Genomic DNA, 22,131 nt, shown 5'->3' with positions numbered 1-22,131 from the left:
TTGAATTATTCGTAAATTACGGCCCCAAATTCCCTCTCATGATGATTCAGGTTGTTGTCCGCGCGTTAGAAATTTTAGAGTATGTGGCCAAGAAAGAGAATGACCCCACGACTCTGACGGAACTGGCTGCAGCTGTCGGCCTGAATCAGCCTACCTGTGCAAATATTGTAAAGACTTTGGTCGATAAAAAATATTTAGACCACGTGGGCCGCAGAAAGGGTTACCGGCTGGGCGCAATGGCCTACCAACTGACTGATAATGTGGCGTATAACGAACATCTGGTGCTGGCGGCCAAAGACATTATGGAGGAGTTGACGGACCGGCTTAACGAAACGTCCCTGCTGGGGATTCTGCGAAACAACAAGCGGTTTTTGCTCCACATTGCCAACAGCGACCAGGATTTGCAGGTACGAAGCCGCACCGAATCGGACATTTATTCGACCGCTACCGGGCGCATTCTGGTGGCTTTTTTGTCCCTGAAAGAAATTGACGCCCTGGTAGAAGCCATTGGACTGCCGGCTGCACCGGTCTGGCCGAACGTCGAAACCCGGGAGCAGTTTCTGGCGGCTCTGGACGCGATTCGCCGGGAGGAAATGGTCATCACCCGCTCGCTCAAACACATTGTCGGCATTGCCGTTCCGTTGTGGAAAGGCGGGCAGGTGGTCGCCAGTCTGAGCGTGTTTTTGCCCGAAAGCCGCTACACCTCCAACCGCACCCCCGTCATCATCAATGCCGTTCGGGAAGCCGCCGGGCAGATCAACAAACGACTGGCGGGTTGAAACCAAAGGTTTTGCGTTTGATATGAACCTAAATGGTGCTTTTCTTGTCAAGTTGGCAAGAAAAATATAGTTTAGTAAAAAATGATAATGTTCTATGAAAACGATGAGTGTAGGCGAGTTGAAAACTCATTTTTCTGAAGTCTTAAAAGAAGTTGAAGCCGGAGCAAAAGTGGCCATCACTTTTGGTAAAAAGAAAGAGATAAAGGCTTTTCTGGTTCCTAAAGAAGAAGAAATAAAGCCTAGAAAATTGGGAGCCCTGCAAGGAAAAAAATATTTTCTCAGGGATGATTTCGGTATAACGACCAGTGAAGAATTTGAAATATGAAGTATCTGCTGGATACACACATCTTGATTTGGGTTCTGTTTGAACCTTCTAAACTATCCAGTCGTGTACGTGCTGTTTTGGCGGATCGGGAAGCTAATCAAGTCTACGTGAGTGCCGTGAGTTTCTGGGAAATTTCCATCAAATTCCGTACTGGAAAAATAGGGTTAGACGATCTCTGGCCTGACGACTTACCGAAAATTTGCCTTGAATCTGGCTATGAATTAATTCCACTTACTGATTTGGAAACAAGTTCATTTCACCAATTATCGGCCGATTATCACAAAGATCCTTTTGATCGGATCTTAATTTGGCAAGCGCTCAAAGCCAATTACGCATTTATTAGCGACGATGAGAATGTGAAAAAATACGGTTCAGAAGGGCTGAAAGTGATTAGTTAACCCATCTTTACTACTCCAGTTGCCGCTTGAAAAACGCCCAGGCTTCGAGATAGACGTTGATGTCGTTGGGGTAGTCGTGCTTGCCACCCAGCACTTTCAGCAGCGTTACTTCCGGTTTTCCTTTCTGCTTGTAGGTATATTGCTCAATGGTTTTCCCGTCGGTCGGGTCGGTATCGGGCAGGCGGCTTTTCTTCGGTTTTCGGGCATAACCGGCCAGTTCCGACCAGTAATGAAACGTTCGATCCGTCGACCGCACCATTCCCAGACTGATCCCATTGGTTTTGACTTCCCCGCCTTCATACGGATTTGTTTGATCTGCCGTTCCATTCACGATCAGCACCGGAACCGCTACCCGTTTTTCAGGGCAGTCCAGGTTGTTCGTGTCGGGCAGGTTGGCAATGAGGGCGGTGATGGCCCGGAATTGTTCGGGCATCGTCAATGCCAGTTTGTAGGCCATGTGGCCACCGCCGGACGTGCCGACCGCAAAAACGCGTTTGGGGTCAATCTGGTAGTTTTTCCGGAAGTATCCGATCATCGTCTCAAAAAACGCATTGTCGTTGATATTCTCCTGATTAGCTGCCGATTGGGCGGTTTTTCGGCATTCGTTCCAGTATTTTTTATAGCCGTCGGGATACACCAGCAGGATGTTTTCATCTGGCGCAATTTCTTCCAGCTTCTTCGCGCCATTCCGAACGCCCTGCCCGTTTCCACCCGAACCGTGCAGCACAAACAGCAGCGTCGCATTCGGGCGGGCCGGTTTCAGAAAGTGGAAGGTTCGGGAATGGCCTTCGATCGACACGGAATCACTCACGAGCTGGCTTTTGGCCAGGCCAGCCGTTAAAACGAAAACGAGAACGGCTACCCATCGCTGCGCCGGAGAAGGAAAGAAGATACTCATGGTTTGGTTTTCAGGAGTTTATGCTGAATAAAAACGTCGGCATACCGGCGGCCCAGCGTTCGGGCCGAAGGCGTATCGAAATGCGTAGAATCGCCCTTGTGCGTTAAACCGGTGGCCACGGCATAGTATGAATGGGGGATGGTTTTGGTGGCCCGTTGCAAGGCTTCGTTGATGAGCCCGGCATTCGGATTTCGCTTGACGACAAAATCGCCCAGCGTTCCGACGACAAACGGCACCTTCGGCGCGTTTAGTTCTTTCCGCAACCGCTGCACCAGTTCTGCCAGTTTTTCACCATACACCGCCGTGTTGCCCGGTTTGGAATCCGACTCGCCCTGATGCCACAGAATACCGGCCAGTTGACCGTTTTCAAGCGCTTTTTTCGCCCGTCGCATCGCATCGTCGTACGGATAGGATTTCGTCGGTTCGTAATAAGCCCCCGGTTTCCAGACATCGATGCCCGAACCGCCCACCGCGCAGGGAACCAGCCCGATGTTCAGGCTGGGATCGGTTTCGGCCAGCCGTTTCGCGAAGGCCAGACCCGGCCCAACGCCGATCACTGCTGGTTTGTCGAAGTGCATCGGATCGCGGGCCGGAACCCAGGTTTGCTCTTTGGTCAGCATCCAGATGTGCGGATTGGGTTGCTGGTCTTCGGCTTCGGGAACTCCGCGACCCGCCATGTTCGACTGGCCAATGAGGAGGAAAAGCTGCAAACGGGGCGGGGCATCCTGCCTGAACGCCAGGACAATACCGAGAACCAGCGCGAAAACCGCGGCTTTGACGAATGTTTTCATGGGGCTAATTTGGGATAAAACTCACAGGAGCGCCAGTTATACTGTATTTTTCGTTTAAAACGCCCATTTGTTTCCAGGCTGACCCAACAGAAAGGGTAAGGATTCGTCTGGTCGACGATCCTTACCCGGCAGCTTTTTTCGTTGGTAACTACAGGACTAGACGTCACATTGCAGCAGGTATTTCATCCCGGCGGGATTGTTGTCGATGGTTTCAAAAACCGCCTGTGCATCGGCCAGGGGAGAAACCTGCGTAATGAGCGCGTCGAGCGGCAGCGATGCGCTGGCGGCCAACGCAATGGCTTCTTCGAAGTCTTCGGGTTCGTAGACCCGGGCACCGATGAGCTTGAGTTCGCGCCAGAAAAACCGGAACAGATCGACGGCTTTGGGTTCGGCGTGAATGGCAACCATCACAATCCGACCCCGTACCCGCGCCAGACTGGTCATGGCCGCCACCCCCGCCTGTACCCCCGAAACCTCAAAAACGACATCGGCCATCGCGCCACCCGTAAACTCCTCTACGCGGGCCACCAGATCGGTTTCCTTGGGGTTCACCGTCGCCAGTTTCAGCGATTCAGCCAGTTGCAGACGCGTCGGGTTGACCTCAGAAATCAGGACATTGGCTCCCTTCTGTTGAGCGACCAGCGCGACCAGCATACCGATGGGGCCACCGCCGATGATGACGACGTTTTCCCCCGGTTTTACGTCGCCAAGCCGCACATCGTGGCAGGCCACCGCCAGCGGTTCAATCAGGGCACCGATCGGGAGCGGCAACTGGTCGGGGAGCCGGTGGAGCGTGTAAGCGGGCACATTCCAGTATTGCTGCATCCCGCCCGGCGTGTCGATACCGATGAATTTCAGGTTCTGTCCGATGTGCCGAACGCCGTTGTCGACGGGCATTTCCGTCCCCGGTTTGAGGGGTCGAACCGTCACCCGGTCGCCCGGTTGCCAGCCGGTAACGCCTTCGCCCACCGCGTCGATTTCGCCCGACACCTCGTGGCCGATCACTTGCGGCAGCGAAAGGCGCTGGGCCATTGCGCCGTGGTAAATATGCACGTCGGTTCCGCAAACGCCACAGTAGGCCACTTTCAGACGAACCTCACCGGGTAACACCGGCTGATGGTCAACCTCCTGTAAATCAAATGTTTTGTTTCCTGTAAAATGGAGTGCTTTCATAAATCAATGAGTGAATGAGCGAATGATTGAATGCGTGAATGCCAGTCGGCTGGCGTCATTTACGCATTCGCTCCAGAATCTGGAGCATGTTGCCGTCGGGGTCATAGAGCGTGCGGACTTTGCCGCCCCCGATGGCGTTGATGACCGATCCGCCCCACACAACGTTTTTGGTATCTAAAAAAGCAATGGCTTCCTCCAGATTGGCAACCCGCAGGGCCAGGTGCGACCAGCCGGGTGTCCAGGTCGTACGTTCAGGCCGGACGGTGTCGTCTTTAGGCATCACTTCGAGCAATGTACCGTCGGGCGCTTTGAGCATCCAGACCGGCTTGTCATGGCGAAACCATTTTTCGTAACCAAAGACCTCGCAATACCAGTCGGCCAGTTGTTCAACATCGTTGGCCGCTACGCCGGGGTGATCGATGCCCGTAATTTTCAGAGGGTTAGCCATGTGGATATTGTCGGGTTAAGGTATATATTTCATCGTGTTGCTGAATGGTCCACTGTTGCCCCTGTCCCGAAGTCAGCGAAAGGTGGCTGGCGGTTTCGTCCAGAATCCGGAGCGTCCAGTGTTGCGGTCCGTTGGTCAGCGTAAAAGCCGCATCATTCGATTGTAACTGCCATTGATCCAGTTGGAAAGCGTCATCGAGGGCTATTGCATGAACTACGGTTCGCTTCAGGGCTGGTTTTGTTTCAGTCCAGCGGTACAGCAAACCACTTCCCGGTCGTCCTTCGCCCAGCTGATCGGGCTCGACGTGGTAGGCATCGTGAACGTAGCCATAGATCGGATGGCCCGACCGGCCCGACCCCGTGTGGAATAGTTTCATGCCGGCATCATTCCGGCAAACCGTCAGGCCATTGCCCGGACTGTCTACCTGGGCCTTTCCATCGCGGTTGTTGACGAGCCAGTTCCAGACTGTCGTAACGGGTTGCGTCGCTTCGATCCGGTCCACAACGAAGAGAACATGGCTACCGGCCAGCAGCCAGAGCCGCGTAAACCGTTGAATGGGTGAGCCATAAGCACTTCCAACGTCCGAGCTAATGACGGAAACCAGCCCCTCGCGTTCCACCACCCGTCGCCGGTTGCCCCGGTCGATGGGTGGGCCGGGAATGCCGTTGACGAGCAACCGACGGGGCAGCACACTTTTCTGTTCGAGCAGGGATGCTTTCGCGAGGTCTTCCTGCAAACCCAGCGATTCGCTTTCCACCAGAAAGGTACAGGTGTTGTGGGTTTGCGTACTGCTTTCCAGCCCATGAATCAGGTTTCGGTAGCAGCTATGACCCGGATCGACCAACAGCCGTTCGCGGTTATGAACCAAAATGAAACTGTTCAGATCGCCGTGCAGGTGGCCGGGGCCGTATAAACCGTCGCCACCGCCGTTGATGGCAACGACTGTGCGGCCATCCCAGGCATCGCGCATAAACGCATGACCGTTGCTGAACGAGGTTGTCAGGGGCAACCCGGTTTTCTGCGGACTGGTGGGTTGGCTTTGGGGAATCAATAGCGGCAGGGTCAGAAAACCCCAGTCGTTCCGCATACCGAACGTGGCCAGATCGTGCGGTCCCTGCGTCGGGCAGGGTTCGTAATAGTCCTGAAAAAGCCAGCGCGCCAAACCCGCCTGTACCGGATTGTCGGAACGGACGGCGACGTGCAGCAGTAAATCGCCTGAGGGCCGAAACAAAGCCGCCGAATCATTGAAATTGACGGCCCGGGCGCGGGGTTCGTCACCCCAGTTTGCCATCGGTTTTCTATACAACATGCTCTGCGCCAGCCAACTCATGCCCCGGCCATAGGCGTCGATATCCAGTTGCCGGGCGTGAACCGGGTACTTCCGAACCAGCGACTCGTAGGCCAGCATCAGCGCATTCGCCAGGTAGTTTCCGTATTGCAACGACTCGCCATACGAACCGTCGGGTTGAAAGGCGTGCGCCATCTGCGCCAGTGCGGGCGTCAATTCGTCGAGCCAGTCTTCCCGACCCAAAGTAGCCGAAGCCACCAGCGCCCCGGATGCCAGAATGCCCCGCCAGTTGGCCAGGTGATTGTTTTTTTGCAACCACCGGCGGCACAAAGTGATGCCTTTCTCAGACAAAGCTTCGCCCACTTCTTCCCATTCCGCTTCGGTGAAAACCGTTCCGGCCAGATCCAGCACCGCCGACACGCCCCAACAGAGGTGAGCGGTTTCCAGATGACCCGTAAACGGCTGGGAATGATCCCGAAACCACGGGCCGACCCAGTCGCTGGCAGGACGGCGGGCGATGTACAGCGTCGCGCTCCGCAGCCAGTTGGCCAGCTCGTCGGTAGGAGTGAGGGCATACTGCATGGCTGCGTCGGACAGGTATTCAGCCGCCGGATACCACCATCCCAGCGAGGCCCGGCCAGGTGCCGGGTTTTCAGCTTGCAAACCGGGTGTCGCCAATCGCTCGGTGACCCGCCGTTCGAGCGCGTTCCGAAACCGCTTGACCGTTGCGTCGGTGCTGGTCAGAATCGCTTCTTTTTCGGAGTCGGTCAAAAACAGACGCAAGGTGTCGACGGTTTCCATCAGAAATAGCCGCCGTTACGAACCACCTCCGTCGGTCGCATGCCGCTTTCGACCATCTCCTTGATGTTCACCTCGTTGTGGACAATGTCCTCGGCTGCCAGCAACACATCGTAGGCAATTGCCTGCGGAACCGAAATAACGCCGTCGATGTCGCCAAAAATCCAGTCACCGGGCTGCACCACGACTTCACCCATCAGGATCGGTTTCTGGTAATGATACATGCGAAACCGCCCCAGCATCCCGGTATTTGCTTTGTATTTGAAAAATACCGGAAAGTGCTGTTCCAGAATGGCTTGCGTGTCCCGGATGCCGTTGATGATGGCTCCCCGACACCCCGCGCGAATGGCCGCCATCGTCATCACTTCGCCCCACTGCGAGGTCACGGTGTCGCCGGTGCAATCCCAGACGACGACCGAATCCTGGTGCAGCGCTTCAAGCATTTCGGCGCGGGTTTCCATTTCGCCGTCGGTCGTAATGTCGGGCCCGCCTTTGATGGTGAAAGCCTGCCCGGCCAGCTTCATTTCTTCCCGCAAGGGCGCAAACTGCGCGGGCAGACTGCTGGCCTGCATGGTGTAGCGAAACCGTAGTACGTCGTTGACGGCTCCGGTATAGAGTTTCAGATACCGCTCCCGCATTTCGGCAATGGAGATGGGGTACATCGACGCGGTTTTTGCCGGGCTATGTCCGTTGGATTCGATGGTGTTCATCCTGCTAAAAATTTCATGTTGTCAAAATTGATTTCCCGAATGACGACGTAGTCCGGCTGGTTCAGCACGAAGACGATGACGCGGGCGACATCCGCCACGTTCAGGAATTTTTCGCGGGCCACTTTGCGGTCGCCCCAGTAGTTGCTGTCGGTTGGGCCGGGGTTGACGTCGGTGACTTTGATGCCTTCTTTCAGCACCTGATCGGCCAGTCCGCTGCTAAGACCCCGCGCTCCGAATTTGGAAGCGCAGTAGATCGGTGCGTTTGGATTGGTCCGGTAGCCCGCCATCGAAATAACCGTCACGATGTGGCCCTGTTTTTTGGGTTTCATCACCTTCAGGGCTTCGCGGTTGCACAGAAAAACACCCCGAACGTTGGTGTTCATCATTTGTTCGTAGGTGTCGAGGTCGGTGGTCGAAAGGTCCGTGGAAAGCAGCCCGATGCCGGCGTTGTTAATCAGCACATCGACGGTGCCGAAGGCATCGGTACATGCCGCAAAACCGGCCAGCACATCGACTTCCTGGCTGACATCACCTTTGAACGACCGCAGGTTTTCGTGACTGATTTCGTCGGCTAGCTGGTGGGTTCGGCTGAAGTCGAACACTTTTGCTCCCTGTTCGAGGAGTTCCAGTGCCGTGGCTTTTCCAATGCCGCCCGATGCGCCGGTGATAAAGATGGTTTTGTCTTTTACGTTATTCATAATCAGTTGATTTGTCTAGTTTGCTCATGCGGATTTGTAATCCGAATGAATTTAATTTCTGTTGCGGATTTTAAATCCGCCCGTCGTTTGATGCTAGCTTGCTCATTTCGATTTGGAATCCGAATGGACTTTGGCTGCGGATTTCAAATCCGCGACAGACAGGGGTTCGGATTGCAAATCCGAACCAGCATTCGGCAAATTCCGGGTTCGGTACCACATCAGCGGGGCCAGCAACAGACACAGCAAACCGGCACCGCAGGCCACCCGGCCGCTGGTTTCGGACAGGGAAGGCAGGCTCATCACGAGAAAAAGGCTTCCGGTTACCGTCAGGGCTACGGCGTACAGGCGGTTCATGACCTGCATGAATGCCGGATTTTCCTGCGGTTTTTCAGCTTCGGTCAATGGGGTATTTAATCGCCGGAAAAAGGCTTCCACGCGAAGGCGGTACGCGTCGGTTTGAACGGAGGTGATGCCCGACAGCAGGAACACCAGTACACAGGCCACAATCTCGATGAACGTCGCCCACTCCCACGAAACCTGCGGCATGGCGTTCAAGATCAACCCCAGTCCCATTCCCACAATTAGCGTGGCAAACGCCCCCCACGGCTGCGGTTTTTTCAGAACAATGCCCAGCACCAGGGGCAATGTCATCGGAATGGCAAACAGGCCCGTAAACAGTTTATTGGCTTCAAATGCCCCGCCAAAACCGCCGACGTACAGCGCGCCAATCGTGATGAGTGACCCCAGCACCACCGTCATCAGCCGACCGACCCAGAGCATCTCTTTGTCGGCGGCTTTGGGATTGAAGAGCCGCTGGTAAATGTCGCGGGTCAGCACGCCCGCCGTCACGTTGTATTCGCCACTCAAAACCGACATGGTGGCCGCAAACATGGCGGCCACCATCAGCCCCATGATGCCTTCCGGCAGTAATTTCAGACAGACGCTGACGTAGGCCATTTCCGGGTTTTCCAGGTTGGGAATCAGGGCTTTGGCGGCAATCGAAGGGAAGAGGAAAATGATCGGAAACAGGAAAAAGAAAACCGCCGTCAGCATCCCCTGTTTCTGGCTGGCGCGTTCGTCGCGGACGCTGTAAAACCGCTGAATGAACGTCCAGTTGCCGCTGTATTTCACCAGAATCATGAGGTAATAAACCATCAGGTAGAGCGGCATGCCTTTCGGGCCGTTGAACCAGGTAAAATGGTCTGGAATCGTCGCCATCATGTTGGATAATCCTCCGGCAGCCTGGATGGTGAGCGGTACCAGGATCAGCGTGGCCACGATCAGGATGATGAACTGAACGACATCCGTCACGACGACGGCCCACAGGCCGCCGACCACCGTGTACAGCGCGACGATGATGCCGCAAACCAGAATGGAGGTTTCCAACGAAAGCGAGGTGGCGGCTTTGACAAACAGGCCGAGGGCATACAACCGCACCATGTTGTCGAGGATTTTAAAGAACACGCCCATCCACGAAAATACCTGCCGAACCGGCGCGTTGAACCGGGTTTCGAGGTATTCCAGGGGCGTCAGCACCCCCGCCCGACGCCAGCGTTTGGCAAAAATCGCAACGCCGACCAGCGCGGGCAACACCGTACTCCAGATCAGCGTCAGGGCCACAAAACCGTGTTGATACGCAATCCCGGCGTAGGCCACAAAAATGAACGTGCTGAACTTGGTCATGAAGTTGCTGATGGCGCCCGACACCCACGGAATGGCGTTGCCGCCTTTGAAATAATCGCTGATGTTCTTGACAAACTTGCCCAGAAACAGCCCGATGCCCGCCATCAGCAGCATGTAAATGGCAATGGCCCAATAGTCTAAGGATTGGAGGGTTTGCACGGTTAGTTGGGTTTAGGAAGGTTAGGGGAGTTTCTGACGTTTTTCAGTTGCATTAATTCCGGCACGTTCGGGCTGGCTTTGGCTTTTAGGCCGACGATTTCCAGCGTATCGACATCATCGGCGACAAGGGCCGGGCGGTTTTCTTCGTCCACGTAATCGAGCGCAAGATTTTCGAGGGAAATGTTTCTGCCGTGCCGGATGTAAAAACCGTAGGCTGGCAACCGTCCGAACATTTCACCACGCGGATACGCTTCGACTTTTTCGGGAACCACCTCATTGACAGCGGGGGGCTCGGTGGCGACCGGTTGTCGGCGGTCATCGTCGCCCAGCAGGGGTTTGTTGCTGCCGTCGAACGTGAGCCGGATTTGCCTGAGCGTAATGTTTTCGACCGGAGAACCCGGAATGCCGGTAATGGAACAGCCGTAACCGCCAATGCGCGTTCCCTGCACATTCTCGATCAGAATATCTTTCAGGATTCCGGTGTTGATTTTGGCATTTTTCCGATACGGGCGGTTTCGGGCACCCAGCCGGATGAAAATGGCTGTTCCCTTGATGTTGCGCACCGAGATGTTGGAAATGTTGATGCGTTCAAGGCGCGCGCCGTCCACCGTCATGAGGCTGATGGCGTCCACCCGCGTGTCGAAAACCGTGCTGTTCTGAACCGTAATGTCTTCAAAAAAACCGCTCGTTTCGGTGCCAATCTTGATGCCGGAGGCATTGGAACTCACGATGCAATTGGTGATGGTAATGTCGCGGCAGCCTTCGTTGGGCGACAGACTTTTGAGGCAAATGGCGTCGTCTCCGCTGTTGATCAGGCAGTTGGATACCCGGACGAGCTGGCAGTCGACCAGATCCATGCCGTCGGTGTTGCGGCCTTTTGCATCGGCATGCCGGAATTTCTCAATGTCTTTGTTCTCGCGGCTATCGACCGTAATGCCGTCGATCACCAGGTTTTTGCAGGACTGGTAGAACTGCACCCACGAACCCGAATTGCGCAGCGTCACCTCCCGAATCTGCACATCCTCGCAATGCCGGAAGTGCAGAATGCGCGGGCGGCCACTGAAAGAAGGGGAGAGGTAAGGGCCGTTGAAATCGTCCCCGCGCCCGTCGATGGTGCCCCGGCCCGCGATGGAAATATTCCGGGCGTCTTCGGCGTAAATGAACATCTTTTCGGTCACCAGCTCACCGCCATACGCCGGGTATTTCGACGCCGTGCTGGGGTAATCGTTCACGTTGGCACTCCCCAGTAAAACCGCCCCGGCTTCGACGTAGAGCGTCACGTGGCTTTTCAGGTAAATCGTTCCGGACAGAAACTGCCCGTTGTGCAAATACACCTTGCCGCCCCCGGCCGCGTGGCAGCGGTCGATGGCGGTTTGGATGGCTTTCGTATTCATCGTTTTGCCGTCGCCTTTCGCACCAAACGCCACAACATCCCAAACGCCAGTGGTTTTCTGGGGAAAACCGGCCGTTGCGAACGTCAGGCAGAGCAAAATGATTTTGAAGAAGCCAGGCATCGTGTGTAATCTGTTTTGGGAAATCACTGAATCGTTCCGTATTCTTTCAGGGCGGCTTTCAAGGCCGGTTTTTCAAAACTATAGGCTTGTTTTGCTTCACCCAACTGGTTATCGGTCAGGACAATAGCGGCTGATTGATCGCCATACACCGATAGGAAAGAACCGACCGGTGCTGTGAGCCGGGAGTTGGCAATGGTGACTTTTCGGGCATTGACCAGACGGATCAATTCCGGAGTCCGGGCCACAGTTTGCGCTTTCAGTCCCCGAATTTCCACCTCTTCCGCGCTGTCGATCACCAAGGCAGGCCGGTAATCCGGTTGGGCAAAACGCAGATGAATCTGGTCGAACGTACTGTTTTTGACGTGTCGAACGTAAAAACCGTACGCGGGCAAGGCAGGGCCAAACATCGTTCCGACCGGATAGGCATCGGCCTTTTCCGGCACCAAAGCGCCCGGTTTTACGTCCGTAATTCCGCCCTCGAATTCAAAATGGATCGTTCGGATCAGCACGTTTTCCAGCGGATAGTCGGCCAGGCCGGTGATCGAACAGCCCAGCGACGCAAGCCGTGTCCCCTGAATGTTCTCGATGATGATGTCTTTCAGGATTGGTTTGTTGACCGGTCCCGGTTGGCCGAATTGCTTATTGCGGGTATTGAGCCGGATAAACAGCGCCGAGCGTTTGATATTTCGCAGCGTAATGTTCGAAATCGTGACCCGTTCGATCCGCGCCCCATCGACGGTCATGATGGCAATTCCTTCGCCAAAGGTGTCGAAAACCGTGCAGTTCTGGATCGTAATGTCCTCGAAAGCCCCGGCGGTTTCGGTCCCGATTTTGATCCCGCTGGCTCCGCAACTGACGATGCAATTGGTAATGGTAATGTTCCGGCAGCCGCGGTCCGGCGAAAAACTCTTGAGGCAAATTCCGTCGTCGCCACTGCTGATGGTACAGTTGGCAATGCGAACCTGCTCGCAATCGACCACGTCCAGCCCGTCCGTGTTGCGGTGGCGAACGGCGTGTTCCCGATTCGGATTCTCGACATCCTTGTTCTCCCGGGTGTCAACGGTAATCCCATCGATGACCAGGTTTTTACAGGCCTGATAGGTTTGCAACCAGGAGGCTGCATTGCGCAGCGTCAGGCTTCTGACCTGAACATTTTCGCAGCCGCGCAGGTGGAGAATGCGGGGACGGTATTTGAACGAGGGCCGTACATATGGATCGGTCAGCTTGCGGTTGTCGATCAAATCACCCCGGCCGTCGATGGTTCCGCGCCCTTCAATCGTCACATTTTGGCTGTTTTCGGCGTAAATAAATGCTTTGCTGGTCAGCGGATGTTCGTCGTAGGTGGGGTATTCTGACGTCTGATCCGGGTAATCGGATGCCTTTTCGCTGCCCAATAAAACCGCTCCGGCTTCGAGGTAGAGCGTTACCTGGCTTTTCAGATAGATCGTTCCGGACAGAAACCGCCCGTTGTGCAAATACACCTTGCCACCCCCGGCTGCGTGGCAGCGATCGATGGCGGTCTGGATGGCTTTGGTGTCCATTGTTTTGCCATCACCTTTCGCACCCGTGTCGAAAACATCCCACACCCCGGGCGGTTTTTGGGCCAAACCGGCAGTTGCCACAAGAAGCAGCACGTAAAAAAATAACGTTGGAACTTGATTCATCATTTCTGCCAGTTTCGGATTGTGCCCCTAAATCTCCTAGAGGACGGTCGGCTGCTGCCGGACTTTTCAACTCCGGATTAGTCGTGTCCAAGTCCCCTTTAGGGGATTAGGGGCCTTTACACCACTTTACTTTTTTCCATAATCAACATCGGATAATCCTGCAAAGGCAGTTGCCGGAAAAGCTGGGCTTCCGATCCGACGCGGTACTTGTCGTTGTCGAAAAGCTTTTCCTGCCCCGTTAATTCGAGAATGTCGCCCGAGAGCAAGTCTACCAAAACCGGATCCGCAAACCCCGGACCTTCCCAGTCCCAGTGGTAGAGGTGGATGCTCTCGGCGGGCTTGCTGTCGGCGGCTTTCTCGCCCGACCAGTAGGCCAGCACCGGGCCGTTGTCGGTATTCAAAACCGTCGAACAGATTCCTGCCAGGCTTTTTTTGATCCCATCGCCAAAAAGCTGGTAGTCTTTCTCCGCAACCGGCTCTTTACCAGACACCGCATGAACGATGGAGCCGCGGGTATGGACATCACCGTGAACCAGACTCCCCAAATGTTGCAGGGCTTTATAGGCGATCTTGGGTTTGATTTCCGGTTTTTGCCGCAAAATCCCCTTGTAATTCACTTTGCCGGAACCCTTCGGATAATCGTGCAGATCGACAATGAGAAACCACAAAGTCATCGGCAGATCCAGCGAGCAATCGGTCAGCAATCGGCGGAGCATGATTTTGGCCTGAATAGCTTCCGTCCACGGCCCTTCACCCGAAAAACCGGTGCTGTTGGAGTCGGACGGGAAACCGTTTTCGCCCTGCCAGATCTTGATTTTGGGGTTGTAGTGATCGATCAGTTTGCGCAAGGCCAGCGTCCGCTCCGAGTAACTTTCGGGAATGGTCGTGTAGGGATGGAAGGAAAAAATATCGATCAGATCGGCAAGCCCGGCTTCAAAAAGCTCCCGAATGAATTTGGCGGGCATGCGCGAAACCACCCCGCCGACAATAACGGCATCGGGGCAGTTTTTCCGGATAATCGGCGCGGTTTCCCGGACCAGTTGTACGTATTTCTTGGCATTGGGTTTATCGGGTGCCCAGAATCCTCCCAGATTGGGCTCGTTCCAGATTTCGTAATGCTTGATTTTGTCCTTGTAGCGTTTGGTCAGGGCGGTTACGTACCGTTTCCAGGCTTCGTTTGCCACCGGAACGTCCAGCGGATGATGGCCCACCTCGCCGGTCGTATAATTGGTATTGCCGTAGCCAACATTGAAAAACGGCTTCACCCCCCGGCTGACCAACCCATCGACACTTTCGTCGAGCCAGGCCCAGTCGTACTTCCCTTTTTCGCGTTCGACGCGGCCCCAGCCGGTTTGTAAACGTCCCCATTTCACCGGCAGGTTGTCGATCCACGGATACACTTCTTTCGGTTTCCACAAGTCTCGGTCCAGCGTTTCGCAGCCAATTCCGAACGGCGAAAGCTTGATTTCGGACGGTTTTTTGAGCCGAACCGAGCCAATTTTTTTCAGTGGATTGGCGGATTCAGAAACCACAGCAACCGGTTCTGAATCCATTTTTAAAGACGTTGTAAACGGCAGGATGGATAGTGTTTTCAGGAAATCCCGGCGGTTATTTTCCATCATTAGGTTGGGTTTCAGGGTTTAGGAATAACGCAACGGCTCATTGAACACATTGCAGACGTGCAGCGAATGGCTGTTGAAATGATAGGGGCCTTCGTATCCGGTATCGCCGAGGAAATGACTGGCCAACGCAATCGAAAGCGGATAAAACCAGGACCCCAGCATGATGTGCGTACGGTTCGGGTCTTCATCCCGCAGTTCTGCCGAGGCTGTGGTTTCGCCTTCTTTCCAGATCCAGTGCGGGCGCGGCACCCAGTCGGCGGGCTTGCTGTCCCGGCGGTGCAACAGCCAGCCGACACCGTCGGCGCTTTCGTGCTGCAGCGCGTGAGCCAGATACCGTCGGCAGGCGGCTTCAACGTCGTCGCGCCGGTAGTCGGTCAGGGCCATCAGGTTCACCAGTTGATAGGCTCCGTCGAAATCCGGGCAGTCGGAGCCGCCGGGCCAGAACGAGCCGTCGGGCAATTGACACGCCAGGGTCGAATCGACGGAGCGTTCGAGGTGGCGCAGCGGCCAGCCCAGGGCAAAATAGATCGGGACGACGTGAATGGTTCCGAACAACCCATTGGCCGGATCGGCGCCCAGTTGCGTTCCCCAGTAGCCGGTTTTCGGGTCCTGCAATTCTTCCAGGGCCGGAAAAACCGCCTTTTCCATCAACGAATCCACTTCCGACGCGCCGAACCAATCGCGCAGCGCAAACAGAGCCGTCGCGGCTGCCAGTACCTGATTTCCAGCCGCCCACGAATTGCGCCAGTCGTAATGTTTCACCCAGCGATACAGCCGGTCGGCGTCGAGCAGGGGGGCCAGAAACCGCAGTTCGCGTTCGGGTTGACGGTTGAGCATCCGCAAGGCCCAAATGTTACCGCGCGTGTAGTGCCAGACCGGTTCCAGTTCGTCCAGCGTCCGGATGCGCCCGAACTCGGCGGGTTTCCCCGAAAAATACCCCTGTTCGGTTTGGCGACCCTGGAATTGTTCGGCCCAGGTGTCGAGGTCAGCCGCCGGGCGATTTTGCAATTCGCCGAACAGGTCGAGGACGTGGGCGGCATGGTAGGAGCCGTAAAAACTTTCACCTTCGCCCCGTTCCTTGCGGTACACGCCCGGCGTGTCGCCGATTTTCATGGCATCGACAAAACGCAGTGCCGATTGTTTCATCCGTTGATAGCCTGGTGTTTCCATGATTTTCTCGTTGGTCTCTTTTTGGTACTTCAGATTTGTCATTCAGGAGCGTTTTAAAAACCGCGATTGCGGAGCCAGATTTCCAGTTGCGTCATCCAGGAGTCGGTGACGTCCGGTTTGATGCCAAAACCGTGTCCGCCTTTTTCATAGAGATGCAACTCGGCGGGTACGTTCGCCTTTTTCAGGGCCTGATAAAACCGGATGCTGTTGGCGAACGAAACCGTGGCGTCGTCACCGGCATGAACCAGAAAGGTGGGTGGCGTCAGGACCGTCACGTGCTCTTCCGGCGAATTGTCCGCCCGTTGCTGGGTCGTTGGCTGCTCACCCAGCAGGTTTTTCACCGAACCGCTGTGGGCGATGTCGGGCTGGAAACTGACGACGGGCCAGGCCAGCACCAGAAAATCGGGACGCAGGCCGGTGGTGTCTTTTCCAGGTTCAAAGGCCGTCGTAAAATGGGTCGCTGTCATAGCCGCCAGATGTCCACCGGCCGACGAACCCCACAAGCCGAGTCGGTTTGGTCGAAGTCCCCAGCCGGTTGCGCGCTGGCGAACCAGCCGGAGCGCCTGTTGGGCATCCTGCAAAATCCCAACCTTCCGATCCGGCATCAACCCGTCGGCGGGCAGACGATAAAGGAGCCCAAAAACCGTTATGCCCTGTTGATTCAACCGGTGCGCGATGAATCGCACGTTTTCGATATTCAGATTGCGGTAGCCGCCACCCGGGCAGATAATGACCCCGGTTCCGTTCGGCGTAGCAGGTTTGAATACGAGCAGGCGGGGCGTGATGATGTTCGAAATCGCCGTTAGCTGCTGTGATGCGTTGTAAGTTCGGCGTTCCGGCTGTGAACTGGTCACCGAGTTTGGAAGGACAGCCGTGTACAAAGGCACTTCCGGCTCCGGCTGGGCCACGCCGGGTTGGCTCAACAGGAAACCTGCGAGGAGCAAACCGGCGATTCGGATCGGGGTGCGTTGGACGTTCATGGTTCAGCCTTTTTTATGGGTTGACCGACAGATTAATCAACGATTTGTCCGCAATCAGAATGGGCGAATCGTACAGCGGAATTTGCCGGAACAGGTTCTCTTTTTTCGACCAGTTTTCTTTCGGAATTTCGTACACCGTTCCGGCGATGAGATCCACCCAAACCGGGTTTTTAAAACGGGCGTTGGCGAAGGTAAAATCACACAAGGTTTGCTCGTTGTTATCGGAAGGAACGTTGTCTTTTATCCAGACCGTGACGGCCTGAAGCTGATTGGCTTTATCGGCATACGAATACAGCGAAAGCGTGCTGTTATCGTCTTTTTTTACGGAATACGGATACGTTTCGAGCCGTTCCAGCTTATCGTCGAAGACGGAAATCAGATTTTGAAACGCGTAATACGCCGGTTTGGCGTAGGCCACGGTCAGGTCTTCGTTCGCTTTCAGCAGCCCTTTGTGATTCCATTCCTGGGGCGTTTTGGCGTCCATGATCGTGAAGCAGCACGACTCCTTGTCGTGGCCCAGATCGGTTAGCAACCGGCGCAGAATGTGCTTCGATTGCGTCAATTCCGTCCACGGGTACTTGTTCAGCGCAAAATTGTTGTTCCATTCCGACGGGCAACCCGCTTCGCCCTGCCGAATGCGAATGGCGGGGCTGTAGTTGGCGACCACTTTCTCCAGTTCCACTTCCGCATCCCGGTTGTCGGGGTTCGGAATGTGCCGGTGGTGGCTGATTTGGTTGACTAAACCCAGTTTTCCTTTCTCCTGAATAATTTTCAAGACATTATCTGCAAATTTGTAATCGACGCCACTGCCCAGCGCGAAGGCAATGATTTGGGCCTTAGGCTGCACTGATCGAACGGTTTCGGCGGTCGTAATGAAAAAATCGGCGTAATCGGGAATGGAAATTTTGTAATTCGGTTCGTTCCAGATTTCCCATTCCGTTACTTTGTCGCTATACCGGGCCACGACAGCGGCTACATAATTTTTCCAGCCTGCCAGGGCTTCACCCGAAAACGGAATGGCGGCATTCAGTGTGGTTCCGCCACCGCCCGAATACAGCGGATTGCCGTAACACAGATCGATCCAGGGCGTCACGCCCTGTTTCACCATGTCGAAAACAATTTCATCGAGCCACGCAAAATCGTACTGCCCGGGGCGGCCCTCCGCTTTCACTTTTTCACACTTTGCCCAGCCCGATTGAATGCGGGCTTTTTTGACGCCGAGTTTGCCTAAATAGTCTTTCCAGTTCGCATAAACCGTATAATCCCGATCCATGTATTCGGCACCCACCGACCAGTTTGACGATTGAATATTACGTGAATTTTTGGGTGCAATTTTTCCCAGGAATTTGAACGATGGATTGGCCGATTGTCCGGTGGGCGTTAGCAAATGCAGGGCGGTTTTTTCGGCAATCAAAACCGGATAATCCGGCACCGGAATGGCCGTAAACGTGTAGCTATCGCCCGATTTTTTCCACTGGTTTTTCGGAATTTCGTATACTTTACCAGATACGAGGTCGACAAAAACCGGTTGGTCAAATTTCCCCTTGATGGTCACATCGGTAGGTTTTGGTTCATAGGTTTCGGCGGGTCGGGCTTCGGCGCTCCAGAGCGTGACGAGGCTCCCGCTGTTTTTCCGCTGGCGGTATTGAAACGCCGAAACCGTGGACTGGCTGACACTTGGTTTGGCCTGATCGAGCAATTCTAACTGATCGTCAAAGGTTGAAAAAACGTGCTGGGCGGCTTTGTAGGCCATTTTTGGACGTTCGATGGTTTTGTCAGGGTTGGTTTTTAGCAAACCTTTCGTGTTGACGCCCGTCATGTGGTCACCGGCGGCATAGTGGATGTCGCTGATCGTGAAGAGGTTGGTGGCAATGCCGCGTCCGTGGTCGGCCAGCATCCGGCGCAAATCCCATTTGGCCTGGCTCAGTTCGGTCCAGTCGTATTGCCGCAAAGCCCCGATCGTGACCGCACTGGCGGTTGAAGGTGCCCCGTTTTCGCCCTGCATGAAGGTGATTTTTGGATTGTAACTCCAGACCATTTTACGCATTTCCTCAATTTTCGGATACGAGGTGTCGGGGTTTGGCGCGTAGCCGTGGTAGGTCAGAATATCGACCAGATCCAGTGCGTTTTCCTTCTTCAAATGATCGAGGAACGGGCGCATGAAGGCCGTTGCCGGAACTCCGGCGACGCCAAGGGCAATCAATTTGGCGTTGGGCTGTATGGCCTTCACCAGTTTGGCGGTGCGGATGTAGAAAACAGCTACTTCCTCGCCGGTATTCAGCTTGTTGAGGTCGGGTTCGTTCCAGATTTCCCACTCCGTCACCTGGTTTTTATAGCGGTTTACCATCGCCCGAACCCAGTTGTCCCAGGCCACTAACGCTTCCTCCGAGGTAGGAATCCGCCCGCCCAGTTTGGGTTCGCCACCACCGGGATAAATCGGATTGCCGTACGATAGTTCTACCCAGGGCGATACCCCGCGCGAATAGGCATCCGGAATGACGGCGTCGAGCCAGGCAAAATCGTACTGCCCCTTCACTTTTTCGCACTTCGACCAGCCGCCCTGCAACCGGATTCGCTTGGCCCCCAGTGGCCCGAGGTAGTGCCGGTACGATTGGTAGTCGGTATAATCGCGGTCGAGGGTTTCGCCCCCGATGGACCAGGTCGACGACTTGATTTCTTTCGTGGAACGCAGCCGAAGCTGCGCCACTTCCCGGAAACCTTTTGGCTCTGAAACCGTTAGGCCGGGTGCCGGATTTTGGGCCGATGCCGTTGGTTGCCCAATCGAAAACAGGCTGATTGACAGAAGGAAAGGGGTTAGGAATTTCATTTTCTTTTCAGGATTAGGGAACGGTTGGCCTGTAAATAACCGGCAATGTAAGCGGCCTGTAACTGCATCGCCGAGTCGTCGTAATGCACGTGATCGACAAAATGCTCACTACCCAAACTTCGCGTGAAGGTGTACAGGTCGATGACCGGAACGGCGTGTTTCTGCATCACCTCGTCGGCAATGCGGTTGTAGTCATCCAGATCGCGGGCGTACCGTTTGAAGGCTTTCGAGCGGGTGTTGTGCCGTTCGTCTTCCACGGAGGTGGTCCGCATCCAGACCAGCCGGATGTTGCGTTTTTTCAGGAGTTGGTAAATGGCTTCCAGATTTTTCCGGTAACTGGCCGAATCAACCTGAATGGCATTGGTTTCCGGGAGTCGTTTGATGTCGTGCAAACCGCAGTTCAGGAGCAGCACATCCGGTTGGAAGGTTTTGTCGGGGGCTTTCAGTTTCAGGTATTCGAGCACCATGCGCGAATCGCCCCCGTTGGCGCCCACCGGCACATCCAGATTTTTAGCCGCCTGTCCGTCGTCGCTTTTCCGGTCGTATTGCCAAACGCCCTGAACGTATTTTTCCAGAAACGGACCATACCGCATCGAAATGCTGTCGCCGATGACGTACAGTTTCGGCAGGGGTTGTACGGCATTAATCAGCAGCCAAATCACTAGAAGACCCACTATACCGGTTCTTTTTTTCATGTTTTACTTACGTTTTCATTGCTACCAGAAACTGCGCCATCAATCCGGCGGCATATTGCGAAATGACCCGATAACCACTCCGTTGTAATTCGGCACCGCCCCGGTTCGACTGACAGGCTCCCGTCAGAAAACCGTCGGGTGTGAGGTACTGAAACAAGGTTTTTTTCGTGATTTCGAGGGTTTTAAGCGTTTTGGAAGGCAACCAGCCGTACTGCGTCGCCAGGGCCAGCGAGGCCGCGATGCCCGCCGTGGCCGAGGTGTCGATACGGGTTTGGGGTTCGCCCACGAAGCCGTGCCAGCAACCCCGTGCGTCGCAGTCTTTCAGCATCCGTTCGGCGGTTTGCAGGAACGTGGCCTTCAGCTTTTGCAGAACCGCCGGATCAAGCTGAGCCGCCAAAGGGGTCAGTTCGTTCAGTGTGCGCACCGTGCCCAGCAGATACCAGACCAATCCACGCCCCCAGTTGGGATACGCATTCCATTCGCCCGCTTGATTCCGTCCCTGATATACCACATCGGGCGTAACCAGTGCTTCCTGACGGTGGTGTAGATTGGCCAAGGCCAGCCGCGCCAATTCCACATCCTGGCGTTTCCGGGCCAGCACCGCCAGCGGATACGCCAGCGTGTAACAGCCTTCGGTCGTCAAACTCTGATCTCGAATGAGTCCGTTGGGCTGGCTTTTTTGCCGGGCAAACGACACCAGCAGATCAAGCGCCGGATGATTCGGTTGCCGTTGCGACAAAGCCGCCAGCGGCAGCGGACATTCGATGCCGTAAATCGTTCCGTCGGCGGGTTCGCTGCGGGCGTTTTCGTACACCAGCCGCTGTTGCGGATCAAAAAACAAGGCAAAATGCGCTTCCAGTGCCTGTTTTGCTTCGGGTGAGCGGCTTTGAAGCCACCAGTCCATCAGGCCGTCGGTCACGCAGCCTTCCATCCAGCTAAATTGTTGAATCGACCGGAGTGACGCCAGATTGTTCCAGAAAACCGTTTCGCGATTTAATGGAACGGTGTCTGTTAATACGTGCGGTTGCAACCCGGCATACGCCGGATTCTTTGCCGGGGCCAGAAACCAGATGGGGGAGGTGCCGCTGACCATCCGGAGCCGAATGCCTTCCTGCCGCAGGATGGCGGCTTTTTCAGTGGAAAGCAAAACCTCGTAGAGTTCGGTCGCGTACGAAAACCGCAAATCCATTTCCCCCAGCCATTGATTCGTTTGAGCCGACCGAACTTCCACTTTCTTCACTTCCCGGGTGTCGATGGCGACGGTCAGCCGCAGACGCAGCGGTTTTTGGGGAATCGGTTTCGGAAAATGCAGAATCACGTCGTTTCCGGATTTGTCCGGAGAAACCGCAAAGGCGGGCCAGCCAAACGGCACTCGTTTTCCGGCGGGAAGTTCCAGCTCAGGAGCTTTTACGTTACTGGCTACCCAATAAGGGTTCTGTTCCATCCCGCGAGGAATGGAAACCGCCAGCGCGTAAAAAAGGGTCCGTTGTGTAAATTCCCGCCGATTCATG

Annotated in this window: 19 protein-coding genes; 3 read left to right on the top strand and 16 right to left on the bottom strand. The window is 55.1% G+C overall.

What is annotated here, in order from left to right:
* Positions 1–38: 38 nt before the first annotated feature.
* From F0P93_RS23190 to F0P93_RS23180, 3 genes are all read left to right on the top strand, one after another.
* Entirely contained in the window at positions 39–779 is a 741-nt protein-coding gene (locus F0P93_RS23190) for an IclR family transcriptional regulator (protein WP_225309605.1), read from the top strand.
* A gap of 94 nt (positions 780–873) precedes the next feature.
* Positions 874–1,104 carry a type II toxin-antitoxin system Phd/YefM family antitoxin gene (locus tag F0P93_RS23185; RefSeq protein ID WP_150880116.1) on the top strand — a complete coding sequence of 77 codons (231 nt, stop codon included), beginning with the start codon at positions 874–876 and terminating at the stop codon, positions 1,102–1,104.
* Positions 1,101–1,502: a type II toxin-antitoxin system VapC family toxin gene (locus F0P93_RS23180; RefSeq protein ID WP_150880115.1), complete on the top strand. Its 402-nt coding sequence runs from the start codon at positions 1,101–1,103 to the stop codon at positions 1,500–1,502. The genes F0P93_RS23185 and F0P93_RS23180 overlap by 4 nt, the downstream gene beginning before the upstream one ends.
* Before the next feature lie 10 nt (positions 1,503–1,512).
* On the opposite strand, the gene F0P93_RS23175 is transcribed toward F0P93_RS23180, so the two are convergent.
* From F0P93_RS23175 to F0P93_RS23100, 16 genes are all read right to left on the bottom strand, one after another.
* On the bottom strand, positions 1,513–2,400 hold the full coding sequence (locus tag F0P93_RS23175; protein ID WP_150880114.1) for a CE1 family esterase: 888 nt from the start codon (positions 2,398–2,400) through the stop codon (positions 1,513–1,515).
* Positions 2,397–3,191, bottom strand: coding sequence for a sialate O-acetylesterase (locus F0P93_RS23170; RefSeq protein ID WP_150880113.1), 795 nt, complete (start codon positions 3,189–3,191; stop codon positions 2,397–2,399). The genes F0P93_RS23175 and F0P93_RS23170 overlap by 4 nt, the downstream gene beginning before the upstream one ends.
* Before the next feature lie 156 nt (positions 3,192–3,347).
* Positions 3,348–4,364, bottom strand: a complete 1,017-nt coding sequence (locus F0P93_RS23165; RefSeq protein WP_150880112.1) for a zinc-dependent alcohol dehydrogenase — start codon at positions 4,362–4,364, stop codon at positions 3,348–3,350.
* Between the two features lie 55 nt (positions 4,365–4,419).
* Positions 4,420–4,812 (bottom strand): VOC family protein, encoded by a 393-nt coding sequence (locus tag F0P93_RS23160; RefSeq protein ID WP_150880111.1) that lies wholly within the window; start codon positions 4,810–4,812, stop codon positions 4,420–4,422.
* Positions 4,805–6,901, bottom strand: coding sequence for a heparinase II/III domain-containing protein (locus tag F0P93_RS23155; protein ID WP_150880110.1), 2,097 nt, complete (start codon positions 6,899–6,901; stop codon positions 4,805–4,807). Before F0P93_RS23155 ends, F0P93_RS23160 begins: the two co-directional genes overlap by 8 nt.
* Complete coding sequence (locus F0P93_RS23150) at positions 6,901–7,608, bottom strand: RraA family protein (protein ID WP_150880109.1); 708 nt, start codon at positions 7,606–7,608, stop codon at positions 6,901–6,903. The genes F0P93_RS23155 and F0P93_RS23150 overlap by 1 nt, the downstream gene beginning before the upstream one ends.
* Positions 7,605–8,306, bottom strand: coding sequence for an SDR family oxidoreductase (locus F0P93_RS23145; protein WP_150880108.1), 702 nt, complete (start codon positions 8,304–8,306; stop codon positions 7,605–7,607). The genes F0P93_RS23150 and F0P93_RS23145 overlap by 4 nt, the downstream gene beginning before the upstream one ends.
* Before the next feature lie 102 nt (positions 8,307–8,408).
* Positions 8,409–10,148, bottom strand: a complete 1,740-nt coding sequence (locus F0P93_RS23140; protein WP_150880107.1) for a sodium:solute symporter family protein — start codon at positions 10,146–10,148, stop codon at positions 8,409–8,411.
* Positions 10,149–10,150: 2 nt separating this feature from the next.
* A complete protein-coding gene (locus F0P93_RS23135) occupies positions 10,151–11,662 on the bottom strand; it encodes a glycoside hydrolase family 28 protein (protein WP_150880106.1) in 1,512 nt (503 codons plus the stop codon).
* Positions 11,663–11,685: 23 nt separating this feature from the next.
* Positions 11,686–13,326: a glycoside hydrolase family 28 protein gene (locus tag F0P93_RS23130; RefSeq protein WP_191908896.1), complete on the bottom strand. Its 1,641-nt coding sequence runs from the start codon at positions 13,324–13,326 to the stop codon at positions 11,686–11,688.
* A 116-nt stretch (positions 13,327–13,442) separates the two neighbouring features.
* On the bottom strand, positions 13,443–14,948 hold the full coding sequence (locus tag F0P93_RS23125; RefSeq protein WP_150880104.1) for a GH39 family glycosyl hydrolase: 1,506 nt from the start codon (positions 14,946–14,948) through the stop codon (positions 13,443–13,445).
* 18 nt (positions 14,949–14,966) lie between these two features.
* Positions 14,967–16,160 carry a hypothetical protein gene (locus F0P93_RS23120; protein WP_150880103.1) on the bottom strand — a complete coding sequence of 398 codons (1,194 nt, stop codon included), beginning with the start codon at positions 16,158–16,160 and terminating at the stop codon, positions 14,967–14,969.
* An 11-nt stretch (positions 16,161–16,171) separates the two neighbouring features.
* Positions 16,172–17,098 (bottom strand): alpha/beta hydrolase, encoded by a 927-nt coding sequence (locus F0P93_RS23115; RefSeq protein ID WP_150880102.1) that lies wholly within the window; start codon positions 17,096–17,098, stop codon positions 16,172–16,174.
* 13 nt (positions 17,099–17,111) lie between these two features.
* Positions 17,112–19,925 carry a GH39 family glycosyl hydrolase gene (locus F0P93_RS23110; protein WP_150880101.1) on the bottom strand — a complete coding sequence of 938 codons (2,814 nt, stop codon included), beginning with the start codon at positions 19,923–19,925 and terminating at the stop codon, positions 17,112–17,114.
* Positions 19,922–20,620 (bottom strand): SGNH/GDSL hydrolase family protein, encoded by a 699-nt coding sequence (locus F0P93_RS23105; protein WP_150880100.1) that lies wholly within the window; start codon positions 20,618–20,620, stop codon positions 19,922–19,924. The genes F0P93_RS23110 and F0P93_RS23105 overlap by 4 nt, the downstream gene beginning before the upstream one ends.
* Positions 20,621–20,627: 7 nt before the next feature.
* Positions 20,628–22,130 (bottom strand): glycoside hydrolase family 88 protein, encoded by a 1,503-nt coding sequence (locus F0P93_RS23100; protein WP_150880099.1) that lies wholly within the window; start codon positions 22,128–22,130, stop codon positions 20,628–20,630.
* Position 22,131: the final 1 nt, after the last annotated feature.

This window comes from Larkinella humicola (assembly GCF_008727875.1).
Classification (GTDB): domain Bacteria; phylum Bacteroidota; class Bacteroidia; order Cytophagales; family Spirosomataceae; genus Larkinella; species Larkinella humicola.
Note: the sequence above shows the minus strand (reverse complement) of the source record. Positions and strands in the feature narration are given on the sequence as shown.

What these genes read in the sequence shown, in the direction of transcription:
- F0P93_RS23190 (WP_225309605.1), top strand. Translation starts at nt 39, where the DNA reads ATGATGATTCAGGTTGTTGTCCGCGCGTTAGAAATTTTAGAGTATGTG.
- F0P93_RS23185 (WP_150880116.1), top strand. Translation starts at nt 874, where the DNA reads ATGAAAACGATGAGTGTAGGCGAGTTGAAAACTCATTTTTCTGAAGTC.
- F0P93_RS23180 (WP_150880115.1), top strand. Translation starts at nt 1,101, where the DNA reads ATGAAGTATCTGCTGGATACACACATCTTGATTTGGGTTCTGTTTGAA.
- F0P93_RS23175 (WP_150880114.1), bottom strand. Translation starts at nt 2,400, where the DNA reads ATGAGTATCTTCTTTCCTTCTCCGGCGCAGCGATGGGTAGCCGTTCTC.
- F0P93_RS23170 (WP_150880113.1), bottom strand. Translation starts at nt 3,191, where the DNA reads ATGAAAACATTCGTCAAAGCCGCGGTTTTCGCGCTGGTTCTCGGTATT.
- F0P93_RS23165 (WP_150880112.1), bottom strand. Translation starts at nt 4,364, where the DNA reads ATGAAAGCACTCCATTTTACAGGAAACAAAACATTTGATTTACAGGAG.
- F0P93_RS23160 (WP_150880111.1), bottom strand. Translation starts at nt 4,812, where the DNA reads ATGGCTAACCCTCTGAAAATTACGGGCATCGATCACCCCGGCGTAGCG.
- F0P93_RS23155 (WP_150880110.1), bottom strand. Translation starts at nt 6,901, where the DNA reads ATGGAAACCGTCGACACCTTGCGTCTGTTTTTGACCGACTCCGAAAAA.
- F0P93_RS23150 (WP_150880109.1), bottom strand. Translation starts at nt 7,608, where the DNA reads ATGAACACCATCGAATCCAACGGACATAGCCCGGCAAAAACCGCGTCG.
- F0P93_RS23145 (WP_150880108.1), bottom strand. Translation starts at nt 8,306, where the DNA reads ATGAATAACGTAAAAGACAAAACCATCTTTATCACCGGCGCATCGGGC.
- F0P93_RS23135 (WP_150880106.1), bottom strand. Translation starts at nt 11,662, where the DNA reads ATGCCTGGCTTCTTCAAAATCATTTTGCTCTGCCTGACGTTCGCAACG.
- F0P93_RS23130 (WP_191908896.1), bottom strand. Translation starts at nt 13,326, where the DNA reads ATGAATCAAGTTCCAACGTTATTTTTTTACGTGCTGCTTCTTGTGGCA.
- F0P93_RS23125 (WP_150880104.1), bottom strand. Translation starts at nt 14,948, where the DNA reads ATGATGGAAAATAACCGCCGGGATTTCCTGAAAACACTATCCATCCTG.
- F0P93_RS23120 (WP_150880103.1), bottom strand. Translation starts at nt 16,160, where the DNA reads ATGACAAATCTGAAGTACCAAAAAGAGACCAACGAGAAAATCATGGAA.
- F0P93_RS23115 (WP_150880102.1), bottom strand. Translation starts at nt 17,098, where the DNA reads ATGAACGTCCAACGCACCCCGATCCGAATCGCCGGTTTGCTCCTCGCA.
- F0P93_RS23110 (WP_150880101.1), bottom strand. Translation starts at nt 19,925, where the DNA reads ATGAAATTCCTAACCCCTTTCCTTCTGTCAATCAGCCTGTTTTCGATT.
- F0P93_RS23105 (WP_150880100.1), bottom strand. Translation starts at nt 20,620, where the DNA reads ATGAAAAAAAGAACCGGTATAGTGGGTCTTCTAGTGATTTGGCTGCTG.
- F0P93_RS23100 (WP_150880099.1), bottom strand. Translation starts at nt 22,130, where the DNA reads ATGAATCGGCGGGAATTTACACAACGGACCCTTTTTTACGCGCTGGCG.